General features: G+C 63.2%; 23 protein-coding genes. 10 read left to right on the top strand and 13 right to left on the bottom strand.

The window, feature by feature from the left end; all coding sequences use genetic code 11:
* Positions 1-24 precede the first annotated feature (24 nt).
* Positions 25-906 carry a bifunctional DNA-formamidopyrimidine glycosylase/DNA-(apurinic or apyrimidinic site) lyase gene (gene mutM / locus V1292_RS07610; RefSeq protein ID WP_334371506.1) on the top strand — a complete coding sequence of 294 codons (882 nt, stop codon included), beginning with the start codon at positions 25-27 and terminating at the stop codon, positions 904-906.
* Entirely contained in the window at positions 894-1,460 is a 567-nt protein-coding gene (locus V1292_RS07605) for a GNAT family N-acetyltransferase (RefSeq protein ID WP_334371504.1), read from the top strand. The genes mutM and V1292_RS07605 overlap by 13 nt, the downstream gene beginning before the upstream one ends.
* 107 nt (positions 1,461-1,567) lie before the next feature.
* Here V1292_RS07605 and V1292_RS07600 read toward each other — a convergent pair whose 3' ends face one another.
* Positions 1,568-2,344, bottom strand: a complete 777-nt coding sequence (locus tag V1292_RS07600) for a nucleotide-binding protein (protein WP_334371502.1) — start codon at positions 2,342-2,344, stop codon at positions 1,568-1,570.
* 244 nt (positions 2,345-2,588) lie between these two features.
* Here V1292_RS07600 and V1292_RS07595 point away from each other — a divergent pair, with 244 nt between their 5' ends.
* The gene (locus tag V1292_RS07595) at positions 2,589-2,711 is read left to right on the top strand and encodes a hypothetical protein (RefSeq protein WP_334371501.1); all 123 of its coding nucleotides are present in this window, start codon (positions 2,589-2,591) and stop codon (positions 2,709-2,711) included.
* Positions 2,712-2,765: 54 nt separating this feature from the next.
* Here the strand turns inward: V1292_RS07595 and V1292_RS07590 are convergent, their stop codons facing one another.
* On the bottom strand, positions 2,766-4,145 hold the full coding sequence (locus tag V1292_RS07590; protein ID WP_334371498.1) for a serine protease: 1,380 nt from the start codon (positions 4,143-4,145) through the stop codon (positions 2,766-2,768).
* A gap of 146 nt (positions 4,146-4,291) precedes the next feature.
* Between V1292_RS07590 and V1292_RS07585 the strand changes: the two genes are divergently transcribed.
* The gene (locus V1292_RS07585; protein WP_334371496.1) at positions 4,292-5,095 is read left to right on the top strand and encodes a HesA/MoeB/ThiF family protein; all 804 of its coding nucleotides are present in this window, start codon (positions 4,292-4,294) and stop codon (positions 5,093-5,095) included.
* 14 nt (positions 5,096-5,109) lie between these two features.
* On the opposite strand, the gene V1292_RS07580 is transcribed toward V1292_RS07585, so the two are convergent.
* Positions 5,110-6,111 (bottom strand): aldo/keto reductase, encoded by a 1,002-nt coding sequence (locus tag V1292_RS07580; protein WP_334371494.1) that lies wholly within the window; start codon positions 6,109-6,111, stop codon positions 5,110-5,112.
* A gap of 118 nt (positions 6,112-6,229) precedes the next feature.
* Between V1292_RS07580 and V1292_RS07575 the strand changes: the two genes are divergently transcribed.
* Positions 6,230-7,147, top strand: a complete 918-nt coding sequence (locus V1292_RS07575; protein ID WP_334371493.1) for a LysR family transcriptional regulator — start codon at positions 6,230-6,232, stop codon at positions 7,145-7,147.
* Positions 7,148-7,333: 186 nt separating this feature from the next.
* Here V1292_RS07575 and V1292_RS07570 read toward each other — a convergent pair whose 3' ends face one another.
* Positions 7,334-8,335 carry a 2-hydroxyacid dehydrogenase gene (locus V1292_RS07570; RefSeq protein ID WP_334371491.1) on the bottom strand — a complete coding sequence of 334 codons (1,002 nt, stop codon included), beginning with the start codon at positions 8,333-8,335 and terminating at the stop codon, positions 7,334-7,336.
* A 344-nt stretch (positions 8,336-8,679) separates the two neighbouring features.
* Between V1292_RS07570 and V1292_RS07565 the strand changes: the two genes are divergently transcribed.
* The gene (locus tag V1292_RS07565) at positions 8,680-9,207 is read left to right on the top strand and encodes an SH3 domain-containing protein (RefSeq protein WP_334365903.1); all 528 of its coding nucleotides are present in this window, start codon (positions 8,680-8,682) and stop codon (positions 9,205-9,207) included.
* Positions 9,208-9,335: 128 nt separating this feature from the next.
* Here V1292_RS07565 and irrA read toward each other — a convergent pair whose 3' ends face one another.
* The gene (gene irrA, locus V1292_RS07560; RefSeq protein ID WP_057844747.1) at positions 9,336-9,827 is read right to left on the bottom strand and encodes an iron response transcriptional regulator IrrA; all 492 of its coding nucleotides are present in this window, start codon (positions 9,825-9,827) and stop codon (positions 9,336-9,338) included.
* Positions 9,828-10,161: 334 nt separating this feature from the next.
* Between irrA and fabA the strand changes: the two genes are divergently transcribed.
* The 3 genes from fabA (at position 10,162) to fabI (ending at position 12,914) form a co-directional block, all read left to right on the top strand.
* Positions 10,162-10,686, top strand: a complete 525-nt coding sequence (gene fabA / locus V1292_RS07555) for a 3-hydroxyacyl-[acyl-carrier-protein] dehydratase FabA (RefSeq protein WP_057844746.1) — start codon at positions 10,162-10,164, stop codon at positions 10,684-10,686.
* Between the two features lie 62 nt (positions 10,687-10,748).
* Positions 10,749-11,972, top strand: coding sequence for a beta-ketoacyl-ACP synthase I (gene fabB / locus V1292_RS07550; RefSeq protein WP_334371490.1), 1,224 nt, complete (start codon positions 10,749-10,751; stop codon positions 11,970-11,972).
* Between the two features lie 141 nt (positions 11,973-12,113).
* Positions 12,114-12,914, top strand: coding sequence for an enoyl-ACP reductase FabI (fabI, locus tag V1292_RS07545; RefSeq protein ID WP_028347866.1), 801 nt, complete (start codon positions 12,114-12,116; stop codon positions 12,912-12,914).
* Positions 12,915-13,036: 122 nt separating this feature from the next.
* Here fabI and V1292_RS07540 read toward each other — a convergent pair whose 3' ends face one another.
* The gene (locus tag V1292_RS07540) at positions 13,037-13,633 is read right to left on the bottom strand and encodes a glutathione S-transferase family protein (protein ID WP_334371489.1); all 597 of its coding nucleotides are present in this window, start codon (positions 13,631-13,633) and stop codon (positions 13,037-13,039) included.
* 270 nt (positions 13,634-13,903) lie between these two features.
* Positions 13,904-14,842: a LysR substrate-binding domain-containing protein gene (locus tag V1292_RS07535; protein WP_334371487.1), complete on the bottom strand. Its 939-nt coding sequence runs from the start codon at positions 14,840-14,842 to the stop codon at positions 13,904-13,906.
* 103 nt (positions 14,843-14,945) lie between these two features.
* Here V1292_RS07535 and katG point away from each other — a divergent pair, with 103 nt between their 5' ends.
* Entirely contained in the window at positions 14,946-17,099 is a 2,154-nt protein-coding gene (gene katG, locus V1292_RS07530) for a catalase/peroxidase HPI (RefSeq protein ID WP_334371485.1), read from the top strand.
* Between the two features lie 81 nt (positions 17,100-17,180).
* On the opposite strand, the gene V1292_RS07525 is transcribed toward katG, so the two are convergent.
* The 6 genes from V1292_RS07525 to infB form a co-directional block, all read right to left on the bottom strand.
* Positions 17,181-17,915: a superoxide dismutase gene (locus V1292_RS07525; protein ID WP_334371483.1), complete on the bottom strand. Its 735-nt coding sequence runs from the start codon at positions 17,913-17,915 to the stop codon at positions 17,181-17,183.
* Between the two features lie 226 nt (positions 17,916-18,141).
* Positions 18,142-20,298: a polyribonucleotide nucleotidyltransferase gene (gene pnp / locus V1292_RS07520; RefSeq protein WP_334371481.1), complete on the bottom strand. Its 2,157-nt coding sequence runs from the start codon at positions 20,296-20,298 to the stop codon at positions 18,142-18,144.
* A gap of 319 nt (positions 20,299-20,617) precedes the next feature.
* Complete coding sequence (rpsO, locus tag V1292_RS07515; RefSeq protein WP_028347859.1) at positions 20,618-20,887, bottom strand: 30S ribosomal protein S15; 270 nt, start codon at positions 20,885-20,887, stop codon at positions 20,618-20,620.
* 2 nt (positions 20,888-20,889) lie between these two features.
* A complete protein-coding gene (gene truB / locus V1292_RS07510; protein WP_334371479.1) occupies positions 20,890-22,023 on the bottom strand; it encodes a tRNA pseudouridine(55) synthase TruB in 1,134 nt (377 codons plus the stop codon).
* Positions 22,023-22,436: a 30S ribosome-binding factor RbfA gene (gene rbfA / locus V1292_RS07505; protein ID WP_028347857.1), complete on the bottom strand. Its 414-nt coding sequence runs from the start codon at positions 22,434-22,436 to the stop codon at positions 22,023-22,025. The genes truB and rbfA overlap by 1 nt, the downstream gene beginning before the upstream one ends.
* A gap of 169 nt (positions 22,437-22,605) precedes the next feature.
* Positions 22,606-25,263, bottom strand: coding sequence for a translation initiation factor IF-2 (infB, locus tag V1292_RS07500; RefSeq protein ID WP_334371478.1), 2,658 nt, complete (start codon positions 25,261-25,263; stop codon positions 22,606-22,608).
* Between the last annotated feature and the right edge of the window lie 7 nt (positions 25,264-25,270).

Below are 25,270 nucleotides of genomic sequence, written 5' to 3'. Positions count from 1 at the left end.
CACCTCCATAAGGTGAATGCCTTCATGCCTGAATTGCCCGAAGTTGAGACCGTCCGCCGCGGCCTGCAACCCGCCATGGAGGGGTCGAAAATCCTCAAGGCGGAAGCCCGGCGCAAGGATTTGCGGTTTCCCTTTCAAAAAGACTTTATCGCTCGGCTGGAGGGCCAGACCGTGACCGGCCTTGGCCGCCGCGCCAAATACCTGATGGCGGATCTTACCTCCGGCGATGTGCTGCTGATGCATCTGGGTATGTCCGGCTCGTTCCGGGTGCTCGATGGCGGCACTAACAATACGCCCGGCCAATTCCACCATCCGCGCAGCGAGGACCGCGCTCATGATCACGTGGTGTTTCACATGTCGTCGGGCAGATCCGTCGTGTTCAATGATCCGCGCCGCTTCGGTTACATGAAGATTATTGCCCGCAACGTGCTGGAGGATGAACCGCTATTGAAGGGGCTCGGTCCGGAGCCGCTCGGCAACGAATTCGACGCCGGGATGCTGGCGCGCTCGTGTTTCAACAAGAAGACCAGCCTGAAGGCCGCGCTGCTCGACCAGCGCGTGGTCGCCGGTCTCGGCAATATCTATGTCTGTGAGGCGCTGTACCGCTCGCATCTCTCGCCGCGGCGGTTGGCGGCGACGCTGGCAACGAAGAAGGGCGAGCCGACCGATCACGCCGGGCGGCTGGTGAATGCAATTCACACAGTGCTCAATCAGGCGATCAAGGCCGGCGGCTCCTCGATCAGCGATCACCGGCTGACCTCGGGCGAGCTCGGCTATTTCCAGCACTCGTTCCAGGTCTATGACCGCGAGGGCGAGAAGTGCCAAACTAAAGGCTGCGGCGGCGTCGTGCGACGCTTCGTACAGAACGGCCGTTCAACCTTCTGGTGCCCGAAATGTCAGAAATAACCAACACGCCGACGCTTGAAACGAAGCGACTGATCTTGCGGCCGCTCGCGCTGTCCGATGCGCCGGCGATCCAGCGCCATTTCAACAACTGGAATATCATCCAGCATCTCGCATCGGTTGTCCCCTGGCCATATCCGGAGGACGGCGCGACGACTTTCATCACGAGGGAGTTGGAGAGGGTCGCCGCGGGGGAAGAGATCTATAATTGGATGCTGGTGCTGCGCGGCGGTGATGGCGAGGCGATCGGGAATATTCGCTTTCGCCCGAGGTCGGACAATGCGAAGGGCAACCGGGGCTTCTGGCTCGCGGAGCGCTATTGGAATCAAGGCCTGATGAGTGAAGCCGTCGCGGAGGTGAACAATTTCGTCTTCGGCGTACTGGGTCTCGAGGTTTTCTACGTCTGTAACGCGGTAACCAATGAGGCATCGCGCCGGGTCAAGCAAAAGACCGGCGCCGAATTGGTCGGCTACACCGAGCTTGCCCATCACAACGGTCAGACGCTGGCGGAACGATGGCGTGTGACGCGGGAACAATGGCTGCGCCGGAACAGGTAGGCGGAGCGAAGCAATCCAGCGGGGCTGGTCGGCTGGATTGCTTTCGTCTTTGCTCTTCAAGCTATGGCGGACAAGTCGCTCGCTCCCCGCGTCGCGGGGAAGGGTTGTCAGTTTCGGGCCTGCACCCTCAGGAACAGCGCCGTGTCGTTCACGATGGAGGTAAGCGCAGCCACTGTCGGAAGTCTCGTGCGCCTTTCCATTTCCACGAACTTCTCGATGATCGGTTCGTCGCTGGCGGCCGCGACGTTGCCCAGCCGCGTTTCGATCCACTGCCAGAGATCGCGGATTTCCTCGGCGGATTTGCTGCCTGGCGCGTATTCGCAGACCGCAAGGCCGGCCGTCAGCGCATCTTGGTGATCGTTCCGCATCATGATGATGGGGCGGGCAACTATATCGTCGATATCCAGCGCGGCCTCGTCGCTCAGCAAGTTTTCCGCGCCGGCGAGGCGCGCCGCGCCCCGGATTGGGGCTTGGTTCAGGACATAGGCGAACGGCTTTCTCCACGCCCTGATACAGCTAAGCGTCGGGGCGGTTGCCTCGATGTCGGCAATGCTCGGACGGGTCGGAATCAGACAGAAATCGGCATAGCGAATCGCTGAAGTGGTCGCGGCGGTAATACCGCCGGCGGTATCCACGATCGTCACGGTCACGCCCTCGCGCGCGAGTGATTGCAGGCGCTGTTCCACCTCCCGGGCAGCATAGATCGGCTCGACGAGCGGCGCGGCATAGGGGCGGCGGCGCTTCCAGTTCGAAAGGGTGCCCTGTGAGTCCGTCTCGATCAGGCGGACATTGTGCCCGGCCCGGATGGCGGCAAGCGCAAGGCTGATGGCGAGCGTGCTTTTGCCGGAGCCACCCTTCTGGGTGGCCAATACGATCGTCTGCATTTCAGATCCTTTGGATGGCTTTCAAGGCATCTTGGTTACGGCACACGAGCTGCGCCGCATTCTGCGGCGCCGAGTTACACGCTCGTTCAGACGTGCCCAGCCCGATCCAAAGGTCAGGGGATCGCGGTAGTCCGAATCAGTCAGTTTGCAATGATGCCCGATTATGGAAATGTGGTCATCCGGGCAAATACTGCCGTGCGGCGCATTTGTCCTGATGAAAACGACAGCAGAAGCGGGAAACAGCATGACGGGTCATTGGCGCGATACCGGCGCCGCCGCCCATCAGATGCTGCAGGCGTCGAGCGAGTTGTCGAAGCAGTCCGAGACGATGCGCGGCAGAGCCGGGGCCTATCGTTTCGCGGCATAGGTCCCGGCTCTGCGGAGCAGCGCTACACGCTGCACCGCGTCCGGGACACGAGCACTATTTCCGCACGCAGATCACGCGGACCACCGACGCCTTGGCGTCCGTCGATCCGTCAGCCGCGTTGATGCCGTTGGCCTTGAGGAAGTCGCGTACCGTTTCGGCGGTCACCAGCATCGCTTGCGCCGCCGGCACGCCATTGGTAGGTCCCGCCACTTGAACCGGCTTCAACAGCGCGATGCCGGCGAATTTGCCGTCGCCGTCCTGCGCGGGCGCGCCGGAGAAGCCGAGCGCCGGCGCGGGCGTCAGCGTGATGTCGCTGCTGCCGCCTAGCTGGGCTACCGTGGCCTTGGTGCTGGTCACCGCCGCGCCGCCGCCCTGGTTCTGCGGATCGGCAATGCCGGTGAGGTCGAGCGCCGGTTTGGTGGCAGCATTGGCGAGATTGAGCGCCTTCAGCCCGCGCACGCCATAGATGCGCAAGAGCGCCAGATCGTGCTCCTTGTCCTCGGCGACACGATCGGCATTGCCGAACCCCGCGATCGCGACCGTGAGGCAGCCGTCGGTGATCTGGCGGTCGGCCAGAATCGCGCCATCGTCGCCGACGACGACACCGGTGCCGTATTCCACGCTCTTGCGCGGGGGAGGCCCCGCCGTCTGCGCAGGCGCCGGAAATGCGTTGAACGCGCTCGACATCGCGATCACCACGGGCTCGACGGTGTTCTCGGTTGCCTGGTCGTACATGATGGTGAGGATGCGGACCTCGTCGCCTTTGAAGGTGCCGCGCATATAAAACTTCTTCAGGCCCTGCAGGCCGGACAGCACGAAGAAATCCGGCTTGACCACGGTGTAATCGATGTTGCGGCCCGGCTCCTTCTTCTCGCGCTCGGCGAGTTTCGCCGTGGTCGGATTGGCTTCCTTGCGCCGCGAAAGCTGGATCTGGATCGTGCCGGTTGGTGACGTCCATTTGGTGCCGTTGGCGTCGCTGGCCTGCTGCGGTACCAGCTTGGCGGGAATGCCGAGCCGCGCGCTGGTGCCGGGATCGATGACGATTTTCCAGCCGACGCTCTCCTGCTTTTTCCTGGCAGTATCGGCGAGGAGGCCGCGCTCCTGCGGATTGAGCACGCCGGTTGGCTTAGCCCCGCGCGACTTCTGGAATTCCTTGATCGCATTGACCATGCGCTCGCTGACGTCGCCGGTGATCGCGCCGTTATATTGCCCGACCCAGGCGAGGTCCGACTGCAGCGCCAGCCGTTCGGCCTGGCCTAAGGCCTTCGCCGTGTCTTCCGGCTTCTGCAGCGCGGGACGGATCGGCACCGTCGTGACTTGCTTCGGCTTGGCGCCCGCCGTGGAAGGTGGCGTCATTTGCGTCTGCGCGGCGGCCCCGGAGATCACAAAAACCGAGGCTGCGATCATCAATGTTGCTGAAAGCACCAATCTCATGACAAATCCCGGCAGAATAAGGAGAGTGCGATCATTGACGCCCGGCCAATTAAGCACATCTGCTTAGTCGGCAACAACCGCGCCCCGGTTCAGGGGGATCCCCTCACCATGAGGGTTTGCCAGCGAAGGAAGGACAGCACACCACCATGCTGAGCGCCGACGAACTCGAACGCTATGCCCGCCATATCGTGCTGCGCGAAGTCGGCGGTCCCGGGCAGGCCGCCTTGAAAGCGGCGTCCGTGCTGGTGATCGGCGCCGGCGGTCTCGGCGCGCCCGTCCTGATGTATCTGGCGGCGGCCGGTGTCGGCAGGCTCGGCGCTGTCGATGACGACGTCGTCTCGCTGTCCAATCTGCAGCGGCAGATCATCCACACCACGCCGGACATCGGGCGGCGCAAGGTCGATAGCGCCGCGGAGACCGTTCACGCGCTCAATCCCCATATTCGTTTCGAGGCGCATGGAGTGCGTCTCGCGGCGGGGAACGTGATGTCGCTGATCGACGACTACGATCTCGTGCTTGACGGCTCCGACAATTTCGAGACCCGCTATCTGGTTTCCGATGCCTGCTTCTTTGCCGGCAAGCCGCTGATCACGGCGGCGCTCGGGATGTTCGACGGATCGCTGACCACGATCCGGGCGCATGAACGGGACGCCGACGGCCACTTCAATCCGACCTATCGCTGCCTGTTTCCCGAACCGCCGCCGCCCGGCACCATTCCGGCCTGCGCCGAGGCCGGCGTCATGGGTGCGCTGGCGGGCATGCTGGGCTCGATGATGGCGCTGGAAGCGATCCGCGAGATCGTCGGCTTCGGCGAGAGCCTAGTTGGCCGACTGGTGATGGTCGATGCACGCGCGATGCGGTTCGAAACCCTGCGTTACGCGCGCGATCCGCAAAACCCGCTCAACGGCGATACGCCCACGATCACCGATTTGAGCGGGCACGCGGCGTAGCGTGCCCGATCCACTCACGCACCGACGCGCTTCTCGCTGTCCATATGCGCAAGCTGCGCCTCGGGATAGCGTGCGCCGGCCGCCACGCCCGGCGGAAACGCCTCGGCCAGCGCGGACAAGTGAGCCCGCGTCAGTTTGACATCGAGCGCGCCGAGCGCCTCGGCGAGACGGTCACGGCGACGGGCGCCGACCAGCGGCACGATGTCGTTGCCCAGCGCCGCGACCCATGCAATCGCGACCTGTGCGGGGGAGGCGCCAAGCTCGGTTGCAATCGCACGCAATGAGTCCACCAGCGCCAGATTGGCGTCGAGATTGCTTCCCTGGAAACGCGGGCTCATGGCACGAAAATCCTTGGTCCCGCGGTCGGCCGTCCAGTGTCCGCTGATCAGTCCGCGCGACAGCACGCCATAGGCCGTGATGCCGATGCCGAGTTCGCGGCAGGTCGGCAGGATGTCGTCCTCGATGCCGCGCGAGATCAGCGAGTATTCGATCTGCAGGTCGCGGATCGGGTGCACCGCATGGGCGCGGCGGATGGTCTCCGCGCCGACCTCCGACAGGCCGATATGCCTGATCCAGCCGGCCTTCACCATGTCGGCCATCGCACCGACCGTCTCCTCGATCGGCACGTCCGGATCGAGCCGAGCCGGCCGATAGATGTCGATGGTCTCGACGCGCAGCCGCTGCAGCGAATAAGCGAGGAAATTCTTGATCGCCGCCGGGCGGCTGTCATAGCCGGACCAGTTCTTTGCGGGATCGCGCAGCGCGCCGAACTTGACGCTGATCTGGACCTTATCGCGACCGCGCGCGGCAAGCGCTTCGCCGATCAGCATTTCATTGTGACCCATGCCGTAGAAGTCGCCGGTGTCGAGCAGGGTGATGCCGGCATCGAGCGCGGCGTGGATGGTGGCGATGCTCTCGCTGCGGTCGGCCGGGCCGTAGAAGTCTGACATGCCCATGCAGCCGAGGCCGATGGCAGAAACGGTTGGGCCGGTAGAGCCGAGTTTGCGTGTTTCCATGGCGGTTCTCCTCGTAGTCGGCGCCGGATCTGCGCCGTGATGACGCGGTTGATATGAACCTTCTCGACTGAACCGGTAAGGTGGACAATTTCAAATAGCTTGTTCACTATATCGAACAATGAAGGATCTCGACCTCCGCGACCTCGATGCTTTTGTTGCCGTGGCGCGCACCCGGAATTTCCGGCGTGCCGCGGTCGAGCAAGGCGTCTCCGTCTCGAGCCTCAGCCAGCGGCTGCGCGACATGGAGGAGCGGCTCGGCGTGCGCCTGATGAATCGCACCACGCGCAGCGTAGCCCTCACCGAAGCCGGCGAGTTGTTGCTGGGGCGCGTCGGCCCGGCGCTATCGGATGTCGGTGCGGCGCTCGATCAGGTGCGCGGCCTGCGGGCCGTGCCGTCGGGGCGTCTGCGCATCAATGCGCCGGCGCCGGCAATCGACCTGGTGCTGGCGCCGATGGTCGCGCCGTTTCTCGAGAAGCATCCCAAGATCGAGCTGGAGATCGTCGGCGAGAGTGCGTTTGTCGATATCGTCGCCGGCGGGTTCGACGCCGGCGTGCGCTATGGCGAACATCTGGCGCAGGACATGATCGCGGTCTCGCTCGGGGCGCCACAGCGTTACGCGGTGGTGGCGTCGAAGGAATATGTTGCTCAGCATGGTCGACCGGAAGCGCCGAAGGATCTGCTCGACCATGCCTGTATCCGCACCCGCTTCGGCAGCGGCGCGATGCTGGATTGGGAGTTCGAGAAAGCGGGCCGCGTCGTAAAGGTTTCACCGCCGGCCAAACTGGTCGCGACCTATCTGGGGCTGGCGTTGCGCGCTGTCCATGACGGGGTGGGCTTCTGGCTGACGTTCGAGGGTTATGTACGCTACGGCATCAAGTCGGGCGCGCTGGTCAGCGTGCTCGACGACTGGTGCCCGCCGTTTCCGGGACCGTTTCTGTATTATCCGAGCCGTCGCCAGCCGCCGCCGGCGCTTGCCGCGTTCGTGGCTTTTGTCGCGGAATGGCGGAAGCGGGAGAGGCGGAAGAGCAAGACGTAGCTGTCACCCTCCCCTGGAGGGGGAGGGTCGACGCTCATGCAATGAGCGGCGGGGTGGGGTGACGGTCCCTCCACGTCTAACAGTGCCCCGTGAGGAGAGATCACCCCACCCCGCCTCACATTTCGCTTTGCTCAATGTGAGCCGACCCTCCCCCTCCAGGGGAGGGTAATATCGGGCCAATCCGGCTTACAGCATGCTGGGCAGCACGCGATCCGGCGGCTTGTGGTTGTCGAGGAAGGTCCGGATGTTGATGATCACCTTCTCGCCCATCTCGACGCGGCCTTCGATGGTGGCGGAGCCCATATGCGGCAGCAGCGTCACCTTGCCGGCTTTGGCGAGCCGCACCAGTTTCGGATTGACCGCGGGCTCGTGCTCGTAGACGTCGAGCCCGGCGCCGCCGACGTCACCGGCTTCGAGCAGCTTGACCAGCGTGTCTTCGTCGATCACGCCGCCGCGTGCGGTGTTGACGATGTAGGCGTCTTTGCGGATCAGCTTGAGCCGCCGGGCCGACAAGAGGTGATAGGTCGCCGGCGTATGCGGACAGTTCACCGAGATGATGTCCATCCGCGCCAGCATCTGGTCGAGGCTTTCCCAATAGGTCGCGCCGAGTTCCTCTGCAATGACAGGCGCCACCGGACGGCGGTTGTGATAGTGGATCTGCAGGCCGAAGGCGCGCGCACGGCGAGCCACCGCCTGGCCGATGCGGCCCATGCCGATGATGCCGAGGCGCTTGCCGCCGATGCGATGGCCGAGCATCCAGGTCGGCGACCAGCCGGGCCAGTTCTTGCCGTCGGGGAGGATCGTTGCGCCTTCGATCAGGCGCCGCGGCACGGCAAGAATCAACGCCATGGTCATGTCGGCGGTGTCTTCGGTCAGGACTTTCGGCGTGTTGGTCACCGTGATGCCGCGCGCATGTGCCGCCGTGACGTCGATATTGTCGACGCCGTTGCCGAAATTGGCGATCATGCGCAGCTTGCAGTCAGGGTGCTTGAGCATCTCCTCGCTGATCATGTCGGTGACGGTCGGCACCAGCACGTCGGCCGAGCGGCTGGCTTCGGCAATCTGCTGCGGCGTCATCGGCGTATCGTCGAGATTCAACCTCGCGTCGAACAGCTCGCGCATCCGGGTCTCGATCGAGTCCGGCAATTTGCGAGTGACGACGACGAGAGGTTTTTTCTTGACCGACATGTCCTGCTCTCATGAGGGAGGTGCGCGAAGGCGCACCGTTCAGACCTCATTAACCCGGTTGTTCGACACTGCGGTGGCCACGCGGTCTCGGTATCCGGCTGTTTGCTGAGGTTAAGTCCCTTGGGTTCCCCAATACTTGCCTCGGATTTTCGGCAGAAAATCCGGGCGTTCTGGTTCTAGGCGTTCCGTCCTCTCTATCAGAAGACCGGGCCAAGACAAGAACCCTCGGTCGCCGCAAGCCGGGTGCGGCCAAAGCGGGGCACGGGGTCTGGGGTTTCGGGCGTTAGCGGGCGGTTTCAACTCGGAGAATTCGAGTTGGGCGTGGCCCGGCAGGAGACGGGTTGATGGCATTGGGGCGTTTCTGTTCGGTGGCGGTGCTGGCGGCGTGCTGGCTTGTCGCTTCCGTCAGCACAGGGTTTTCGGCCAAGGATTCGGCCACCACCACGAGCGGCCTGCCGGTGCCACGATATGTCAGCCTCAAATCCGATCATGTGAATGTGCGGGCCGGTCCTACCAAGGACAACGACGTCGCCTGGGTCTATACCCGCTCGGGTCTGCCGGTCGAAATCACCGCCGAGTTCGAGAACTGGCGGCGCGTGCGCGATTCCGAAGGCGCCGAGGGCTGGGTCTATCATTCGCTGCTGTCCGGCCGCCGCACTGCGGTCGTCACCATGAAGAGCAAGGACGAGTTGGCGTCGCTGTACGATAGTCCCGATCCAACCAGCGCGGTCGCCGCCCGTCTGCAGGCCGGCGTCGTCGCGCAAGTCAAGAAGTGCGCCAATGGCTGGTGCCGCGTCGTCGGCAATGGCTTTGACGGCTGGATCGAGCAGCAGCGCCTCTGGGGCGTGTATGCGGACGAGAGGGTGGATTGACGCGCAGCGTCATTCCGGGGCACGCGAAGCGTGAACTATGGTGCGCAATTGCGCACCTGAGAATCTCGAGATTCCGGGTTCGATGCTGACGCATTGCCCCGGAATGACAGCCAATAGTTCGGAGAAGATCAGCGCTTCTTGCGCAGCCGCACGACCATGTCGACGCGGGCGATCTCGTAGCCCTCGGGCACGTCGGGCATCTTCGACAGCACCAGATGCGGATCGGGAATGTCGACCAGCTCGTGATTGTTCTCGAGATAGAAGTGGTGGTGCGCGGTGACGTTGGTGTCGAAATAGGTCTTGGTGCCATCGACCGAGACCTGGCGCAACAGGCCGGCGTCGGTGAGCTGATTAAGCGTGTTGTAGACGGTGGCCAGCGACACCGGAACCTTGGCGAGCGTCGCCTCCTCGTAAAGCATTTCCGCGGTGAGATGGCGGGCGCCCTTGCCGAACAGGAGCCAGCCCAGCGCCATGCGCTGGCGGGTGGGCCGCAGACCTGCGGCCTGCAGCATTTCGTTGACGTCGTGCCAAGGACAGCCGGTCAACGCCGGCTGGTGTCCAGCGGCGCGGGCAGCCGGATCGATACCGTCGTCGTTCAGGGGCGAGGCTTGGTCGTTCATGTCCACTTCGGATACCACACGCGCTAACTTGGGCAATAATCTTGCCCAATATAAAAGGAAATCAGGTAGATGCAAGTTTTTCGCAACTAGAACCGGCCCAAGGTTAAGAGGAACCAGCGTGACTATGGGGCGTTTTAGCCCGTTCCAGTGCTTTGCCGGGCCCTAATGCCTATGTTACAGAGCGCGCGGACCACATATGCGATTTCGGCAGAGACTAATGCCGATAGCACCCTAAGTAGCGCCAAATTGCGGGAAACAAACGTTCTCCCGTGGGGAAACGGGTCCGGTTCACTCAAAGCGCTCCATCGGGACATCTAAGGTGAGGCTGAATACGATGCTGGATCGGCGCAGCGGTTATGAATACGAGGATTTGCTCGCTTGCGGCCGCGGCGAGATGTTCGGCCCCGGAAATGCGCAGCTACCGCTGCCGCCGATGTTGATGTTCGACCGCATCACCGAGATCACCGACAAGGGCGGCGAGTTCGGCAAGGGCCTGATCCGCGCCGAACTCGATGTGAAGCCGGACCTGTGGTTTTTCGGCTGCCATTTCAAGAACGACCCGGTCATGCCGGGCTGCCTTGGCCTGGACGCGATGTGGCAGATGGTCGGATTTTACCTCGGATGGATCGGCGGCGAGGGACGCGGCCGGGCGCTGGGGCTCGGGGAATTGAAGTTCTCCGGCCAGGTGCTGCCGAACGCCCGCAAGGTTGTGTACAACATCGACATGAAACGCGTGATGCGTTCAAAGCTGGTGCTCGGCGTCGGCGACGGCTGGCTTTCCATGGATGGCGAGATTATCTATCGCGCCAAGGATCTGAAGGTCGGGCTGTTCAAGCAGGGCTCCGCGCCGGGCGGCTGAGCAACGCGATCAAGCAGCAACACACCTTCACAGAACAACGTAAACGGCAAGGCGAGGCGATCATGAGGCGGGTTGTCATCACGGGGATGGGTATCGTCTCATCCATCGGAAACAACACCCAGGAAGTGCTTGCGAGCCTTCGCGAGGCAAAATCCGGCATCACGCGTGCGGAAAAGCACGCCGAGCTCGGTTTTCGATCGCAGGTGCAGGGCGCGCCAACGCTCAATCCCGCTGACGTGATCGATCGTCGCGCCATGCGATTCCTCGCCGAAGGAGCGGCTTGGAATCACGTCGCGATGGAGCAGGCGATCCGCGATTCCGGCCTTGAACCCAACGAAGTCTCCAATGAGCGCACCGGCATCATCATGGGGTCGGGCGGACCGTCGACGCGGACGCTCGTGGAGGCGGCCGACATCGCGCGCACCAAGGGTCCGAAGCGGGTCGGCCCGTTCGCGGTGCCGAAGGGCATGTCATCAACGGCATCGGCGACGTTGGCAACCTGGTTCAAGATCAAGGGCGTGAACTATTCGATCTCGTCGGCCTGCGCGACCTCCAACCATTGCATCGGCAACGCCTATGAGACGATCCAGATCGGCAAGCAGGACGTGATCTTCGCCGGCGGTTGCGAGGAGCTCGACTGGACCCTGTCGGTGCTGTTCGACGCCATGGGCGCAATGTCGTCCAGATACAACGACACGCCGGCGACAGCCTCGCGTCCCTACGACATCAGCCGCGATGGTTTTGTCATTGCTGGTGGCGCCGGCGTGGTGGTGCTGGAAGAGCTCGAACGTGCCAAGGCGCGCGGCGCGCGCATTTACGGCGAACTGGTCGGCTATGGCGCGACGTCGGACGGTTACGACATGGTGGCGCCGTCGGGCGAAGGCGCCGAGCGCTGCATGCGCATGGCGATTTCGACGGTGAAGACGCCGATCGACTACATCAATCCGCACGCCACCTCGACGCCGGCCGGCGATCCGCCGGAGATCGAGGCGATCCGAAAGGTGTTCGGCACTGGCGACAAGTGCCCGCCGATCTCGGCGACCAAGGCGTTGACCGGCCATTCGCTCGGCGCCACCGGCGTGCAGGAGGCGATCTATTCGCTCCTGATGCTGAACAACGGCTTCGTCTGCGAGAGCGCCCATATCACCGAGCTCGATCCGGTATTTGCCGACATGCCGATCGTGCGCAAGCGCATCGACAACGCCAAGCTCGGCACCGTGCTGTCGAACTCGTTCGGCTTCGGCGGCACCAACGCCACGCTGGTGTTCAAGCGGCTGGATGCGTAGTTTTCAATTGGTCGTCATGCCCCGCGCAGGCGGGGCATCCAGTACGCCGCGGCCTCTCGATTCAATCACTGACGCCTCTGGAATACTGGATCACCCGCCTTCGCGGGTGATGACGTCGGGGAACAATGGAGTGTGCGTACAATGCAAGATCTGATGAAAGGCAAGCGCGGGCTGATCATGGGCGTCGCCAATGATCATTCGATCGCCTGGGGCATCGCCAAGACGCTTCACGCGCAGGGCGCCGAACTCGCCTTCACCTATCAGGGCGAGGCGCTCGGCAAGCGCGTCAAGCCGCTGGCGCAATCGCTGAACGCCGACATCGTGTTGCCTTGCGATGTCGAAGATATCGCCAGTGTTGATGCGGTGTTCGAAACTCTGCGAGCCAAGTGGGGCCATCTGGATTTTCTTGTCCATGCCATCGGCTTCACCGACAAGGACGAACTTCGCGGCCGCTATGCCGACACGACGCGCGAAAATTTTTCCCGTTCGATGGTCATCTCGTGCTTTTCCTTCACCGAGACGGCGAAGCGTGCTGCCGATCTGATGCCCGAATCCGGGGGCTCGATCATTACCCTGACGTTCGGCGGCTCCACCCGCGTGATGCCGAACTACAATGTCATGGGAGTGATCAAGGCCGCGCTGGAAGCTTCGGTGCGCTATCTCGCGGCCGATTTCGGTGGGCGAAAAATTCGTGTTAACTCGATCTCGGCCGGCCCCGTGCGAACCCTTGCAGGAGCGGTCATCGGCGATTCCCGTGCGATGTTTGCGTTCATGCAGAAGCATTCGCCGCTCGGGCGTGGAGTAACGCTGGACGAACTCGGCAACTCGGCGCTCTATCTGTTGTCCGATCTTTCGACCGGCGTCACCGGCGAAATCCACTACGTCGATTCCGGCTACAACGTGATCTCGATGCCGCGGCCCGAAGAGCTGAAGGGCGAGTAGGGCTGCCAATGCACGGCAGATTCGTAGGGTGGGCAAAGGCGCATTACCGCCGTGCCCACCACCTATCGCCAGATGCATCTTGAGCGGTGGGCACGCTGCGCTTTGCCCACCCTACGATTCGATCATCCCGCAGCGATCTTCTCCGCGCGCTGGAAGGCCGGACGCGCCGCGCAGCGGTCGATATAAATGTCGAACGACGGCCGTGGCGGCACCATCTTGAACATCCGCACCGCGAAATTCAGGCCGGAGCCGAGCATGATGTCGGCGGCGGAGAATTTCTCTCCGAGAATCCAAGGGCCCTTCTGCAAGGCGGCATCGAGCACGTCGAACGTCTGGGTCGCACTTCCCCACGCCGCCGTGCTCGACGGCACCTCCAGCTTCGTGAAGAGCTGGATCAGCGCCGGTTCGATGCAGCTCGGCGAGAAGAACAGCCACTGCAGGTATCTTGCGCGCAGCGGATCGGTGGCGGCCGGCGCAAGGTTGGCTTCCGGATAGCGGTCGCCGATGTAGGCGCAGATCGCGGCCGCCTCTCCGAGCGCGGCGTCGCCGTCCTTCAATCCCGGCACCTTGCCCATCGGATTGATCGCTAGATATTCCGGCGCCTTCTGCGCGCCCGTGGTGATGTCGGTGAGCACGCGCTCATAAGGCAGCCCGGCTTCTTCCAGCAGCCAGATCGCGGAGAAGGAGCGGGAGCGCGGCGACCAGTAGAGTTGGATCATGGGACGAACCTTTCTTCGGCGTGGACAGACAGCGCTTGTTCATTGCGCGTCTACCGCGAATTGGCAATGCACTACGCCTGGAACTAGCGAGCCGTGTTTCAACGACATGTTGGTCAACTTCCGCGCAGCAGATCTTACCGCGAAGCATGACACGTGGATGGCAGCAGCGAAGCTAGTTGATGACACAAGGCAGATAAACTAGAGGGTGCAGATGTCGTCCGCAAGCCGAGCATAGCTTCCACGCCGATAACTCCCGAGGCGCCCGGCTGGTCAGGCCCGTGATTTCCGTGATGACGATCCCGTCTTGCGCTGTTCGCGCAACGCGTCGGCTGCGAGGCAAACCACTTCGGAGATTTGCTGGAGCTGTCCGGCGAGTGGGCTCGTCTTGCGCCAGACCATGCCGATGGTTCGCGACGGCTGCGGATTCCTGAAGCGGGCGACGGAGACCGGCGCCGAGCGGGTTTCCACCGCGACCGCCATTTCCGGGATCAGGGTGACGCCGATACCGGCGCCGACCATTTGCACGAGCGTCGACAGCGAGCTCGCGTCCAGGACTTCCCGCGGCGGCGAGGACTGCATGTTGCAGAACGACAGCGCCTGATCGCGGAAGCAGTGGCCCTCCTCGAGCAGCAGGAGCCGCATTTCGCGCAGCGTGTCGTGGCTCGGTACCGGCGTTCCTTCATCCTCGCCCGGCCGCACCAGCAGGAAATTCTCAGAAAAACACGCGACCTCGGTCAGCGAAGGCTCCGACACCGGCAGCGCAACGATCGCGGTATCGAGCCGGCCCTCGACAACTTCCTTGATAAGCTTCGGCGTCAGCGTCTCACGCACGTGAATGTCGAGCTCCGGATGCAGGCGCGCGAGATTCTCGATCACCTTCGGCAAAAGATAGGGCGCAATCGTAGGAATCATGCCGATGCGTAAGCGCCCTGCGAGCCGGTCACGCGAGGCACGGGCAAAATCTCCGAGTTCATCGACCGAGCGCAGGATGTCGCGGACACGCTGGACGATCTCTTCGCCGAATTTCGTCAACGTCACCTGTCGCGCGCTTCGTTCCAGCAGCACGCCGCCCAGGACTTCTTCCATTTCCTTGATTTGCATCGACAGCGCCGGCTGCGAGATCGAACATGCCTCTGCTGCGCGTCCGAAATGGCCGTGACGTGCCAGCGCATCGAAATAGCGAAGCTGTCTGAGTGTCATCTGGATCATCAGAATATCTTATCAGATCGATCATTAAAATCAACTTCACCTGATGGAAGGCACTGCTTAGAGTGCTTCCAATCCGAACAGGAAGCGACCTCAGGAGACAATCATGGATGACAAGACCAAATGCCCGTTCTCGGGCGGCAATCGCGCACGCACGAACCGCGACTGGTGGCCGGACTCGCTTGACGTTTCGGTCCTTCACCGCAATTCCACGCTCTCCGATCCGATGGGCGAGGCGTTCGACTACGCCAAGGAATTCAAGACGCTCGACCTCAATGCCGTGATCAAGGACCTGCACGCGTTGATGACGGACTCGCAGGAATGGTGGCCGGCCGACTTCGGTCACTACGGCGGCCTGATGATCCGCATGGCGTGGCACAGCGCGGGCACCTACCGCATCACGGATGGCCGCGGCGGCGCCGGCGCCGGTCAGCAGCGCTTCGCGCCGCTGAATAGCTGGCCTGACAACGCCAATCTCGACAAGGCGCGCCGGCTGTTGTGGCCGATCAAGCAGAAATACGGCCGGAAAATATCGTGGGCCGACCTGATGATTCTGGCCGGCAACGTCGCGCTGGAATCGATGGGCTTCAAGACGTTCGGCTTCGCCGGCGGCCGCCCCGACGTCTGGGAGCCCGAGGAGCTGTTCTGGGGGCCTGAGGGCACCTGGCTCGGCGACGAACGCTATAGCGGCGAACGCCAGCTCGCCGAGCCGCTCGGCGCCGTGCAGATGGGCCTCATCTACGTCAACCCGGAAGGGCCGAACGGCAATCCGGACCCGATCGCGGCGGCCAAGGATATCCGCGAGACCTTCTTTCGCATGGCGATGAACGACGAGGAAACCGTCGCCCTGATTGCCGGCGGTCACTCCTTCGGCAAGACCCACGGCGCCGGCGATCCCTCGCTGGTCGGAGCGGACCCGGAAAGCGGTGCGCTCGAGGATCAGGGCCTCGGCTGGAAGAGCAAGCATGGCACGGGCGTCGGCGCCGACGCCATCACCGGCGGCCCTGAAGTCATCTGGACGCAGACGCCGACCAAGTGGAGCAATCTGTTCTTCAAGAACCTGTTCGAAAACGAATGGGAACTGACGCAGAGCCCGGCTGGCGCGAAGCAGTGGAAGGCAAAAGGGACGGAAGCCACGATCCCGGACGCCTACGACAAGTCGAAGAAGCATGTGCCGACCATGCTGACCACCGACCTGTCGCTGCGCCTCGACCCGGCCTACGAGAAGATCTCGCGGCGCTTCTACGAGAATCCGGACCAGTTTGCGGATGCGTTCGCGCGTGCCTGGTTCAAGCTCACGCACCGCGACATGGGCCCGATCGCGCGTTATCTCGGCCCGCTGGTGCCGAAGGAAACGCTGATCTGGCAGGACCCGATTCCGGCGGTCGATCATCCGCTGATCGGCGAGCAGGACATCGCCGCGCTGAAGGCGAAGATTCTCGCCTCCGGCCTCTCGGTGTCCCAGCTCGTCTCGACCGCATGGGCGTCGGCCTCGACGTTCCGCGGCTCCGACAAGCGCGGTGGCGCGAACGGCGCGCGGATTCGCCTCAGCCCGCAGAAGGACTGGGAGGTCAACCAGCCGGCCGAGCTCAAGAGCGTGCTGCAGAAGTTAGAGGCGATCCAGAAGGAGTTCGGCAAGAAGGTCTCGCTTGCCGACCTGATCGTTCTCGGCGGCTGCGCGGCGGTCGAAAAAGCCGCCAAGGACGCCGGACTAGACGTGAAGGTGCCGTTCACGCCGGGGCGCATGGACGCGTCGCAGGACCAGACCGACGTCGAATCCTTCGCCCCGATCGAACCGCGTGCCGACGGCTTCCGCAACTTCGTCAGTGCTAAGAAGCACCAGTTCATGAAGCCTGAGGAAGCATTGGTGGACCGGGCGCAGTTGCTGCGGCTGACGGGGCCGGAGATGACGGTTCTCGTCGGCGGCCTGCGTGTCCTCGGCGCCAATTTTGGCGGGTCGAAGCACGGCGTGTTCACCCAAAAGCCCGGCACGCTGACGAACGATTTCTTCGTCAACCTGCTCGACATGGGCACGCAATGGCAGCCCGCCGGCTCCGACGGCGTATACGAGAGCCGAGACCGCAAGACGAATGCCGTCAAGTGGACCGGCACCCGCGTTGACCTGATCTTCGGTTCGCACTCGCAGCTCCGCGCCTTCGCGGAAGTCTATGCGTGCACGGACTCGAAGGAGAAGTTTGCGAAGGATTTCGTGGCGGCGTGGACCAAGGTGATGAACCTCGATCGATTCGACATCGCCTGATCCTGGCAAGAGCCATCCGGAAAACAAAAAAGGGCGGCCGAGAGGCCGCCCTTTCCACATGGGATTTCACATGGGATGCGCTCAAACGCCGAGTGTACCGGCCTTCGCCGCGGCATAACGCTCGGCGATCTTGGCCCAGTTCACCGTATTCCACCACGCTTTCAGATAATCCGCGCGGCGGTTCTGGTAGTTCAGGTAATAAGCGTGCTCCCAGACGTCGTTACCCATCAGGGCGCGCTTGCCGTCCATCATCGGATTGTCCTGGTTCGGACGGGTCTCGATCGCAAGCTTGCCGTCCTTGCCCACCGTCACGAACACCCAGCCCGAGCCGAACTGGCGTCCGCCGGCAGCATTAAAATCGTTCTGGAATTTTTCCATGCCGCCGAGATCGCGATCGATCGCCGCCAGCACCTCGCCCTCCGGCTTGCCGCCGTTCGGGCCCATGATCTCCCAGAACATGGTGTGGTTGGCATGGCCGCCGAGATTGTTACGGACGGTGAATTTGATGCTGTCGTCGAGCGCATTCAGGTTGCCGAGCACGTCCTCGATCTTCGCCGTGCCCAATTGCGGATTGGTCTTGGCGACGTTGTTGAGGTTGGCGACATAGGCTGCATGGTGCTTGCCATGGTGGATTTCCATCGTCTTGGCGTCGATGTGGGGTTCGAACGCATTGGTCGGATAGGTCAGCGGCGGCAGCGTGAACGGCCCGGTTGGGGCGGGAGCAGCGGCCTGCGCGAAGACCAGACGTGGGGCTGCAGCCACGGCCGCGATACCGGTTGCAGCAAACATCAAGTGGCGCCGGGACATGGATGACATCGAATTCTCCTTATGTAGGTGAGCCTGGTGAATATGTGTGGACGGGACGCCGCTGGCCGCTGCGCGGCAAGTTACGGGCGAGGGGCGCGATCGGGTTTCGTTTTCTTTCCTCATAGCCCTGCGACGGAATCGCACAGGTGCCGCGCGGTCCTGGCAGTGTAACTCGGGCCGCCAACAAAAAAGGGCGGCCGTTCGGCCGCCCTCTTGTTCACATTTTAGCGATGCCTTACTCGCCGGCGGCTTCACGCGGCGCTTGGCCTTCCGCCTTCTGTTTGGCCTCGAGGTCCTCGCCGGTCACCTGATCGACCACCTTCATCGACAGCCGGGTCTTGCCGCGGTCGTCGAAGCCGAGCAGCTTGACCTTGACCTTGTCGCCTTCCTTGACGACGTCGGAGGTCTTCTGCACGCGGTTGGCGGCGAGCTGGCTGATGTGGACCAGGCCGTCCTTGGCGCCGAAGAAGTTCACGAACGCGCCGAACTCCATCACCTTGACCACGGTGCCCTCATAGATCTGGCCGATCTCCGGATCGGAGGCGATCGACTTGATCCACTTGATCGCGGCCTTCATCGCCTCGCCGTCATTGGAGGCAACCTTGACCGTGCCGTCGTCCTCGATGTTGACCTTGGCGCCGGTCTTTTCGACGATCTCGCGGATCACCTTGCCGCCGGTGCCGATCACTTCACGGATCTTGTCGGTCGCGATCTTGAAGGTCTCGATGCGCGGCGCGTATTCGCCGAGCTCGGCGCGGGCGTTGGTCAGCGCCTTGGCCATTTCGCCGAGGATGTGGACACGCCCTTCCCTCGCCTGACCGAGCGCGACCTTCATGATCTCCTCGGTGATGCCCTCGATCTTGATGTCCATCTGCAGCGAGGTGATGCCCTGGTCGGTGCCGGCCACCTTGAAGTCCATGTCGCCGAGATGATCCTCGTCGCCGAGAATGTCGGACAGGACCGCAAAGCGGGAGCCTTCCAGGATCAGGCCCATCGCGATGCCCGCGGTCGGCCGCTTCAAGGGAACGCCTGCATCCATCAGCGCCAGCGAGGCGCCGCACACCGAGGCCATCGACGACGAGCCGTTGGATTCGGTGATCTCGGAGACCACGCGCACGGTGTAGGGAAATTCGTGATGCGGCGGCAGCACCGGATGGATCGCGCGCCAGGCGAGCTTGCCGTGGCCGATCTCGCGGCGCTTGGTGCCGCCGAGCCGTCCGGTTTCACCGACCGAGTAGGGCGGGAAGTTGTAATGCAGCAGGAACGTCTCTTTGTAGGTTCCTGACAGCGCGTCGATGTATTGCTCGTCCTCGCCGGTGCCGAGCGTGGTCACGACCATCGCCTGGGTCTCGCCGCGGGTGAACAGCGCCGAACCATGGGCGCGCGGCAGGACGCCGACTTCGGCGATGATGTTGCGCACGGTCTTGCTGTCGCGGCCGTCGATGCGCTTGCCGGTATCGAGGATGTTCCACCGAACGATCTTGGCTTCGAGCTCCTTGAACACGCCGGCGATGCGCAGCTTGTCGTATTTCGGCTCCTGGCCTTCCGGGAAATAGTGCGCAATCACCTTTTCCTTGGCCTTGCCGACCGCCGCATAGCGCTCCTGCTTGATCGGAATCGCGTAGGCCGAGCGCAGGTCCTGCTCGACCAGGCCGAGCATTTCCTTCTCGATCTCGCTGTTGTCGATGATGGTGACTTCGCGCGGGTCCTTGGCGGCCTTCTCGGCCAGCTCGATGATCGCCTTGATCACCGGCTGGAAGTGGCGGTGACCGAACATGACCGCGCCGAGCATGATCTCTTCCGAGAGCTCCTTGGCTTCGGATTCGACCATCAGCACCGCGTCCGACGTGCCGGCGACGACGAGGTCGAGCTGCGTGTCGGTCATTTCATCGAGCGTCGGGTTGAGGATGTATTCGTCGTTGCTGAAGGCAACGCGCGCGGCGCCGATCGGTCCCTTGAACGGAGCGCCCGACAACGTCAGCGCGGCCGAGGCGGCGACCATCGACAGCACGTCGGGATCGTTCTCCATGTCATGCGAGAGCACGGTGACGATTACTTGGGTTTCATTGCGCCAGCCGTCAGCGAACAGCGGACGGATCGGGCGGTCGATCAGGCGGGAGACCAGCGTCTCCTTTTCGGTCGGACGTCCCTCGCGCTTGAAGTAGCCGCCGGGAATGCGGCCCGCGGCGTAGGTCTTTTCCTGGTAGTCCACGGTCAGCGGCAGGAAGTCGACGCCTTCGCGCGGCGCTTTGGCGGCAACGACGGTGGCAAGCACGACGGTCTCGCCGTAGGTCGCCATCACGGCGCCGTCGGCCTGACGGGCGATCTTGCCGGTTTCCAGCTTGAGGGGACGTCCACCCCAGTCGATCTCGACGGAATGCGTATTAAACATAGTGGTCTTCTTTCATGGGTTCACGAGAGAGCGGAGCCCAAAAACACAAAGACCATGCGCAAGATGGCGGGACGCTGATCGCAACATGAGATCAGCATCCGGCGATCCTGCCATGGTCTTTATCTTTCGGATGGCGTCCATCCTCCCGGCAGTCATGGGCACCTTGCCCGGTCCAGCGGCCGGATTGCTGCTGGACGTTTGTCGAGCACGATCCTTGTCGGATGATGCTCCTTGCGCATGATCGCCTCCAAAAACTGGAGTCCGCTTCTTCGGAAAATCATGCGAAAACGCGCGCAAACTGCGCGCGCGTACACTCAAATCAACGGCGAATGTTATGCTTTTCGAGCAACGCCTTGTAACGCGCCTCGTCCTTCTTCTTGATGTAGTCGAGAAGCGAGCGGCGCGTCGACACGAGCTTCAGGAGGCCGCGGCGTGAATGATTGTCCTTCACGTGGGTCTTGAAGTGGCCCGTGAGATTGTTGATGCGTTCCGACAGGATCGCAACCTGGACCTCGGGCGAGCCGGTGTCGCCGGCTTTGGTGGCATTCGTCTTGATGACTTCCGCTTTGCGTTCGGCGGTAATCGACATCGTCAAACTCTCTCATTGCTGCGACCGGGACTGGCAGTCAGCCCGGTCAGGTTGAACACGCGCTTGGGGATGAGTTCGCCATTGCCAATTTCAGCAAGCGCCAAAAGACGGCCTGCCACCGTGACATAGACTGTGCCGCTACTATTGGGCGCATCCCGTCCGCGCAACAAAACGGCCTGGCCCCTGTGGAGCCTTGCCGCATCAGCCCGTGTGACGGCCAGTGCCGGGATGTCGTCCAGCGCGGTCTCAACGGGCAAAAGCGCGTCGGCGAGGCTTCCCTCGCCAGACGCGGCTCTATTGCATAAAGCCTCCAACTCTTCCAGCGGAATCATGTCCGTTTCGCGGAACGGGCCGACCAACGTCCGCCGCAACGCGCAGATATGGCCGAAACAGCCCAGAATTCGGCCGATATCGCGGGCCAGCGCCCGGACATAGGTGCCCTTGCCGCACTCCGCCTCGAACACGGATTGGCCGTTATCTCCATGTTCTACAAGGGTTAATTCGTGAATCTCGACCGGCCGTGGCTTCAATTCGACGGTTTCGCCGTCCCGCGCGAGGTCATAGGCGCGCTCGCCCTGGACCTTGATCGCCGAATATTGCGGCGGGATCTGCTCGATCAGCCCGGTGAACTGAGGCAGCAGGGCCCGGATCGCGTCCGCTGACGGGCGGAGTTCGCTGCTCTGGGTCACCCGCCCCTCGGTATCGTCGGTGTCGCGCTCCTCGCCCCAGGCGACCGTGAAGCGGTAGCGCTTGCGGCCGTCCATCACGAATGGAACCGTCTTGGTGGCCTCGCCGAGCGCGATCGGCAGGCCGCCGGACGCCAGCGGATCGAGCGTGCCGGCGTGGCCGGCGCGCTTGGCCTGGAACAGGCGCTTGAGAATGGCGACCGCATGCGTCGAAGTCATGCCGATCGGCTTGTCGAGAATCACCCAGCCATGAACGTCGCGCTTGTCGCGCCGCGGCTGGTTGTTCTGGCGCGGCTGCTTGGTGTGGCGCGGATCGTTGTTGTCGCGGCGATTACTATCGTCCGCGCGGCGTTCACCATCGTTGCGTGAATCGGAAAAATTATTTTTTTCAGCGTCGTGCGAATCGGCAGTTTGCTGCTCGATCGCGCGGTTGGCAGCGGTCGTAACCATCACTTATCGTCCGAATCGGGTGCGAGGTCTCTTTGCACCGCAGGTGTTCGCAGTAATTTCTCGATCCGTTCCGCTTCGTCGAATCGTTCGTCGACGCGAAAGCGAAGGTCGGGAGCAAATTTTAAGTTAACGCGATGTGCGATCTCGCCGCGCAGGAATTTCTTGTTGCGTTCGAGCGCTGCAATCACGACGTCGGTGTCGCGTCCACCGAGCGGCATTACGTAAATCGTCGCGAGTTTCAGGTCCGGCGACATTCGCACCTCGGGAACGGTGATGATGTGGCCTTCGAGGTCGGGGTCGTGCACGTTACCGTGCGACAGAATATCGGCGACCGCATGGCGCACCGTTTCGCCGACGCGCAATTGTCGTTGCGAGCCGCCGGGAGCGGAACCCTTGCTGTGATGGCGGGGCATTGTCGAAATCCCAATTGCCGTCATCACCCGCGAAAGCGGGTGATGACGTATTCCGTGCTCAACGTTAGTTGCGGTGACTACTGGATGCCCCATCCCAGGGCGCAATTGCGCACCAGGCGGGGCATGACGGTTTAGTTCAAAAATCCCAAGCTCTTCGTAAGACTTGGACTTACAGAGAGCGCTGGATCGTCTCCACGCGATAACATTCGATGACGTCGCCGACACGCATGTCGCCGTAATTCTCGAACGCCATGCCGCATTCCTGGCCGGACTGCACTTCCTTCACTTCGTCCTTGAAGCGCTTCAGCGTCGAAAGCTTGCCTTCGTGCACGACGACGTTGTCGCGGATCAGGCGAACATTGGCGCCGCGCTCCACGGTGCCGTCGGTCACGCGGCAGCCGGCGACCTTGCCGACCTTGGAAATGTTGAACACTTCCAGGATCTGCGCATTGCCCAGCATGGTTTCGCGCAGCGTCGGCGCGAGCAGGCCGGACATCGCCTTTTTGATGTCGTCGACGAGATCGTAGATGATGTTGTAGTAGCGGATCTCGATGCCGTTGCGCTTGGCTGCCGCGGCAGCTTCCTTGTTGGCGCGCACCGAAAAACCGATGATCGCGGCATTGAAGCCTTCCGCCAGCGTGACGTCGGATTCGGAGATGCCGCCGACGCCCGCGTGCAGGATGCGCGCGGCGACTTCGTCGGTGCCGAGTTTTTCCAGCGAACCCAAAATGGCTTCGAGCGAGCCCTGAACGTCGGCTTTGACGATCAGCGGGAATTCCTTGCGGCCCGCGGTCTTGAGCTGCGACATCATCTGCTCGAGCGAGCCGCGCATGCCGGAAATCGAGGCAGCGGCGTTCTCGCGCTTCTGGTGGGCGCGATAGCTCGTTACCTGGCGGGCGCGGGCTTCGTTCTCGACCACCGCAAGGCGGTCGCCGGCTTCCGGCGGGCCGTTGAAGCCGAGCACCTCGACCGGCACCGAAGGTCCGGCTTCGTCGATGTTCTCGCCCTGGTCCGAGATCAGCGCGCGGACACGGCCCATTTCGGCGCCGGCCACGATGATGTCGCCAACCCTCAGCGTGCCGCGCTGGACCAGCACGGTCGCAACCGGGCCGCGGCCGCGATCGAGCTTGGCTTCGATCACGGTGCCTTCGGCAGGCCGTTCCGAATTGGTCTTGAGGTCGAGCAGCTCGGCCTGCAGCGCGATCATTTCGAGCAGCTTGTCGAGATTGGTCTTGTTCTTGGCGGAGACCTCGACGTCGACGACTTCACCGCCGAACGATTCGACCTGAACCTCGTGCTGCAACAGCTCGGTGCGCACGCGTTCCGGCTTGGCGTCGGGCTTGTCGATCTTGTTGATCGCCACGATCATCGGCACCTTCGCCGCCTTGGCGTGGTTGATCGCCTCCACCGTCTGCGGCATGACGCCGTCATCGGCCGCCACCACCAGGATCACGATGTCGGTTACCTTGGCGCCGCGCGCACGCATCGCGGTGAACGCGGCGTGGCCGGGCGTATCGATGAAGGTGATCTTCTTGCCGCTTTCCGGCGAGGTCACCTGATAGGCGCCGATATGCTGGGTGATGCCGCCGGCTTCGCCCGACACCACGTTGGCGTGGCGCAGCGCGTCAAGCAGCGAGGTCTTGCCGTGATCGACATGGCCCATCACGGTGACGACCGGCGAGCGCGGCTCGGTATCGGTGGAATCGTCGACGACGTCGAACAGGCCTTCTTCAACGTCGGACGCGGCGACGCGCTTGACGGTGTGGCCCAGTTCCTCGGCGATTAGCTGCGCTGTATCGGCATCGATCACGTCGGTGATCTTGTGCATCGCGCCCTGCTTCATCAGCATGCGGATGACATCGACCGCGCGCTCCGACATGCGGTTGGCAAGTTCCTGGATCGTGATCGCTTCCGGAATCGTGACCTCGCGGACCAGCTTTTCCTTCGGCTCGTTGGCGGCATGGCCCTTCAGGCGCTGGGTGCGGCGGCGGAACGAGGCGATCGAACGCTCGCGCACGTCATCATTGAGCGCGGTGACCACGGTCAGGCGGCCGCGCTCCTTTTGCGGACCGGGCTTGTGGGTGGTCTTGGGAGCGGCTACGGGGCGCATGGCGCCGCCGGGGCCGCGCCGAATCTGACGCGGACCTTCGTCTTCATCGGAACCGTCGGCGGCAACGCCCGGGGCACGCGCGGGCGGCACCGCTGCCGGACGGGCGCCGGCCGGGCGGGCGGCGGCGGGTCGTGCTGCGGCGGGTGCCGGCGTCGTCGTCGCCGCGGGCTTGGCCTCGGTCTCGCCAAATCGCTTCTTGGCCTCGACTTCGGCCTTGCGCTTGGCTTCCTCTTCCAGGCGGTGCCGTTCTTCCTCGGCCTTGCGGCGGGCTTCGGCGGCCTCGCGTTCGGCCTGTTCGATGCCTTCACGGCTGGCGCGGCGCTTGGCCTCTTCCTCGGCCAGACGGCGTTCCTCGATTTCGCGCATCTTGGCGTCGGCCAGCGCGCTGGCGCGGGCGGAACGCTCGTCTTCCGTCAGCGTTCGCAGCACCACGCCCGAACCGCCGCGCGGCGCGGCACCCGGCGTTGCTGCAGGGCGGGAGAGGGGGGCCTTTGCGGCGGGCGCCGCCTTGGCGGCGGCCGGCTCGGGCGCATGCGTCTCAGTGGCGGGCGCGTCGCCGCCGACGCGGCGCTTGCCACGCTTTTCGACCACGACCTGCTTGGTCCGGCCATGGCTGAAGCTCTGGCGCACGGTGCCCGTCTCGACCCGCGGCTTCAGCGTCAAGGTCTTGGTCGGAACACTCAAAGTCTTGTCGCCAGGCGTTTTGGTATCAACCATTCAGCAG

It is taken from the genome of Bradyrhizobium sp. AZCC 1719 (assembly GCF_036924525.1).
Classification (GTDB): Bacteria; Pseudomonadota; Alphaproteobacteria; order Rhizobiales; family Xanthobacteraceae; genus Bradyrhizobium.
Note: the sequence above shows the minus strand (reverse complement) of the source record. Positions and strands in the feature narration are given on the sequence as shown.

Excerpts from the sequence above, each read along its gene's own strand:
- V1292_RS07575 (WP_334371493.1), top strand. The coding sequence starts at position 6,230 with ATGAAGGATCTCGACCTCCGCGACCTCGATGCTTTTGTTGCCGTGGCG.
- irrA (WP_057844747.1), bottom strand. The coding sequence starts at position 9,827 with ATGAACGACCAAGCCTCGCCCCTGAACGACGACGGTATCGATCCGGCT.
- katG (WP_334371485.1), top strand. The coding sequence starts at position 14,946 with ATGGATGACAAGACCAAATGCCCGTTCTCGGGCGGCAATCGCGCACGC.
- mutM (WP_334371506.1), top strand. The coding sequence starts at position 25 with ATGCCTGAATTGCCCGAAGTTGAGACCGTCCGCCGCGGCCTGCAACCC.
- V1292_RS07595 (WP_334371501.1), top strand. The coding sequence starts at position 2,589 with ATGACGGGTCATTGGCGCGATACCGGCGCCGCCGCCCATCAGATGCTG.
- rpsO (WP_028347859.1), bottom strand. The coding sequence starts at position 20,887 with ATGTCGATTACCGCCGAACGCAAAGCGGAAGTCATCAAGACGAATGCC.
- fabB (WP_334371490.1), top strand. The coding sequence starts at position 10,749 with ATGAGGCGGGTTGTCATCACGGGGATGGGTATCGTCTCATCCATCGGA.
- V1292_RS07585 (WP_334371496.1), top strand. The coding sequence starts at position 4,292 with ATGCTGAGCGCCGACGAACTCGAACGCTATGCCCGCCATATCGTGCTG.
- V1292_RS07525 (WP_334371483.1), bottom strand. The coding sequence starts at position 17,915 with ATGTCATCCATGTCCCGGCGCCACTTGATGTTTGCTGCAACCGGTATC.
- V1292_RS07600 (WP_334371502.1), bottom strand. The coding sequence starts at position 2,344 with ATGCAGACGATCGTATTGGCCACCCAGAAGGGTGGCTCCGGCAAAAGC.
- V1292_RS07580 (WP_334371494.1), bottom strand. The coding sequence starts at position 6,111 with ATGGAAACACGCAAACTCGGCTCTACCGGCCCAACCGTTTCTGCCATC.
- V1292_RS07565 (WP_334365903.1), top strand. The coding sequence starts at position 8,680 with ATGGCATTGGGGCGTTTCTGTTCGGTGGCGGTGCTGGCGGCGTGCTGG.
- V1292_RS07535 (WP_334371487.1), bottom strand. The coding sequence starts at position 14,842 with ATGATCCAGATGACACTCAGACAGCTTCGCTATTTCGATGCGCTGGCA.
- fabA (WP_057844746.1), top strand. The coding sequence starts at position 10,162 with ATGCTGGATCGGCGCAGCGGTTATGAATACGAGGATTTGCTCGCTTGC.
- V1292_RS07570 (WP_334371491.1), bottom strand. The coding sequence starts at position 8,335 with ATGTCGGTCAAGAAAAAACCTCTCGTCGTCGTCACTCGCAAATTGCCG.
- truB (WP_334371479.1), bottom strand. The coding sequence starts at position 22,023 with ATGGTTACGACCGCTGCCAACCGCGCGATCGAGCAGCAAACTGCCGAT.
- fabI (WP_028347866.1), top strand. The coding sequence starts at position 12,114 with ATGCAAGATCTGATGAAAGGCAAGCGCGGGCTGATCATGGGCGTCGCC.
- pnp (WP_334371481.1), bottom strand. The coding sequence starts at position 20,298 with ATGTTTAATACGCATTCCGTCGAGATCGACTGGGGTGGACGTCCCCTC.
- V1292_RS07605 (WP_334371504.1), top strand. The coding sequence starts at position 894 with ATGTCAGAAATAACCAACACGCCGACGCTTGAAACGAAGCGACTGATC.
- rbfA (WP_028347857.1), bottom strand. The coding sequence starts at position 22,436 with ATGCCCCGCCATCACAGCAAGGGTTCCGCTCCCGGCGGCTCGCAACGA.
- infB (WP_334371478.1), bottom strand. The coding sequence starts at position 25,263 with ATGGTTGATACCAAAACGCCTGGCGACAAGACTTTGAGTGTTCCGACC.
- V1292_RS07540 (WP_334371489.1), bottom strand. The coding sequence starts at position 13,633 with ATGATCCAACTCTACTGGTCGCCGCGCTCCCGCTCCTTCTCCGCGATC.
- V1292_RS07590 (WP_334371498.1), bottom strand. The coding sequence starts at position 4,145 with ATGAGATTGGTGCTTTCAGCAACATTGATGATCGCAGCCTCGGTTTTT.